The following is a 2777-nucleotide window of genomic DNA, read 5'->3' as shown; positions in this document are numbered from 1 at the left end:
GAACGCCAGCGACGCGCCGTCTTCCGGTATCTCAACGCGGCTCTCAATACCGTGCTTCTTGACGTAGGCCCGCAATTCTTCACGGGTCAAGGACATGTGATTGACTGCGTCCATGTGCACAGCAACAATTTTTGCATTTTTCGCAGCCTGTGATGCGCGAAGCACGTCTTCCTCGCCCATGATGATTGCGCCTTCGTACCCGGTCATTTTTGCTTTACCGGCATTGAGCACGATGACTTCTGGGTCATATGTCGCAATGGCCTGATCTACCTCTTTGCGCCAGATAGTGTCACCGACCAAGTAAAAGGTCTTATAGCCTTTCGCTTGAAAGACGATGCCCATGGCTTCACCAAGAGGTTTGGCGAGCGCAGGAATGGCATACATTTCGTCAGTGCCATGCTGACCACCAGTCTTGGTAATTTTTACTCCGCCAAATTCAGCTTCGTCAGTCAGTACACGTACGTTCTTGAAACCCTGAGAGCGGATCAGTTGTGCATCAGCCTCATGCTGTGCAAACAACGGAATGTCTTTAGGTAATGCTTTTTGTGCTGCATCGTCCCAGTGGTCAAGGTGGGTATGAGTAACGATGACAGCATCCACACCCGAGATGACGTTATCTGCTGATTCGGGTAACTCCACCAGCGGATTGCGGAGGTTGCTGCGATAGGTACCTTCAAACCCAGGGTAAGCGCCCTTTTTAGCCAGCATAGGATCGATCAAGAAGGTAGTGCCTGCGTAAGTGATTTTCACTGTCGCATTACGAACCTGCTGCATTTCAACTTTATGAGTTGAAGTGGGAGCCTGAGTGTCGCTTTCTCCTGCAAACACCGGGGCGGTGACGGTACCAAAAGCGATGGAGAGTACGAGGGGAAGAGTTTTGAATTTCATGTGATGGCTCCTGTTGATTACTCGAGGAAGCCATTCTTGCTCAATCCTCAAGCGTCAAACAGTGACCTAAATGACAGATTTCGATGGAATTGGGCCGCTCTAGCGCCAAACAGGGTCTAGCCTATGTCCCCTCCACATATAGCCAGGAGGGCAAGCACAGTATGTTGAACACGCTGCCCCCCCTATCAGCATATGGGCCCCATGCACACAGCCACCGACCAAGAGAAGGCCCGCTGGTTGGGCAAGGTCGGCGCGGCGGCCCATGCCGATGTGCGCAGGCTGAAACAGTCGCCTGCATAAAAAAAGCCCCGCAGTGCGGGGCTTTTCCATGTCAGATCACCTCTTAACTGGCCTGGGCCGGAGCCTGAAACTCCCGCTCGGCCTCATCGAAGCGCTGGCTGATAGCACGGGAAGGTGCCTTGTCCAGCAAACTGAACACCACGATGGCGATGCTGGCAAAGATGAAGCCCGGGATGATTTCGTACAGGCCCAGCCAACCGAACTGTTTCCAGACGATGACGGTGATGGCCCCCACCAGCATGCCAGCCAGGGCTCCATTGCGGGTCATGCGCGCCCAAAGCACGGAGAAGAGCACCAGCGGGCCGAAGGCGGCACCAAAGCCTGCCCAGGCGTAGCTGACCAGACCCAGCACCCGGTTGTCCGGGTTGCGGGCCACCATGATGGCAATGACGGCGATGAGCAGCACCATGCAACGACCGACCCAGACCAGCTCAGTCTGAGTGGCATTCTTGCGCAGGAAGGGCTTGTAGAGATCTTCGGTGATGGCGCTGGAGCAGACCAGCAGCTGACAGCTCAAGGTACTCATGACCGCCGCCAGTATGGCGGAGAGCAGGATACCGGCAATCCAGGGGTTGAACAGTATCTTGGAGAGCTCGATGAAGACCCGCTCCGGGTTGGCACTCACTCCGGCTGCCTGCTCGGGGAAGCTGGCGAAGTAGGAGAGACCGAAGAAGCCGACACCGACGGCGCCGCCCAGGCAGAGCACCATCCAGGTCATGCTGATGCGGCGAGCATTGACCATGGTCTGGTGGGAACCGGCCGCCATGAAGCGGGCCAGAATGTGGGGCTGGCCGAAGTAGCCCAGGCCCCAGGCCATCAGGGAGACGATGGCGATCACATCCAGGTTCTTGAACATGTCGAGATGGCTGGCATTGTTGGCTGCTATCTCCACCATGGCGCTATCGACACCGCCGACGGCGATGATGACAAATACCGGGGTCAGGATCAGGGCGAAGATCATCAGCGTCGCCTGGACGGTATCGGTCCAGCTGACGGCAAGGAAACCACCGAAGAAGGTGTAGGTGATGGTGGCGGCGGCACCAATCCAGAGCGCGGTATCGTAATCGATGCCGAAGGTGCTCTCGAACAGGCGGGCACCGGCGACCACACCGGAGGCGCAGTAGATGGTGAAGAACAGCAGGATGACCACGGCAGAGAGGATGCGCAGCACCCGGCTCTTGTCTTCGAAGCGGTAGGTGAAATAGTCAGGCAGGGTCAGGGCGTTGTTGTTCTTCTCGGTGTGGACTCGCAAACGGCCCGCCACCAGACGCCAGTTGAAGTAAGCCCCTATGATAAGGCCGATAGCGATCCAGCCCTCGGAGATGCCGCCGAGGTAGACGGCACCCGGCAGTCCCATCAAAAGCCAGCCACTCATGTCGGAGGCGCCAGCGGAGAGGGCAGTTACCCAGCTCCCCATACGACGGCCACCCAGGATGTAATCATCGAAGTTTTTGGTGGCCCGATAGGCGATAAAACCTATCAGCACCATCCCCAATATGTACACCAAAAAGGTGATTAACATAGGTGTGCTAGCTGTCATGCAATACTCCCTTGTGTGACTCCGGGGTGCGTTCTATGGACGTAACCCT

General features: G+C 56.6%; 2 protein-coding genes. Both read right to left on the bottom strand.

Annotated elements, in window-relative coordinates:
• Positions 1 to 888: MBL fold metallo-hydrolase (locus G113_RS19705; protein ID WP_005912423.1), on the bottom strand; the 888-nt coding region annotated here is incomplete at its 3' end.
• Positions 889 to 1231: 343 nt separating this feature from the next.
• Entirely contained in the window at positions 1232 to 2728 is a 1497-nt protein-coding gene (gene putP / locus G113_RS19700; protein ID WP_040319426.1) for a sodium/proline symporter PutP, read from the bottom strand.
• Between the last annotated feature and the right edge of the window lie 49 nt (positions 2729 to 2777).

The organism is Aeromonas molluscorum 848, assembly GCF_000388115.1.
In the GTDB taxonomy this organism is placed as follows: Bacteria; Pseudomonadota; Gammaproteobacteria; order Enterobacterales; family Aeromonadaceae; genus Aeromonas; species Aeromonas molluscorum.
The sequence above is the reverse complement of the archived record's forward strand: the minus strand, read 5'-3'. Positions and strand labels throughout refer to the sequence as shown.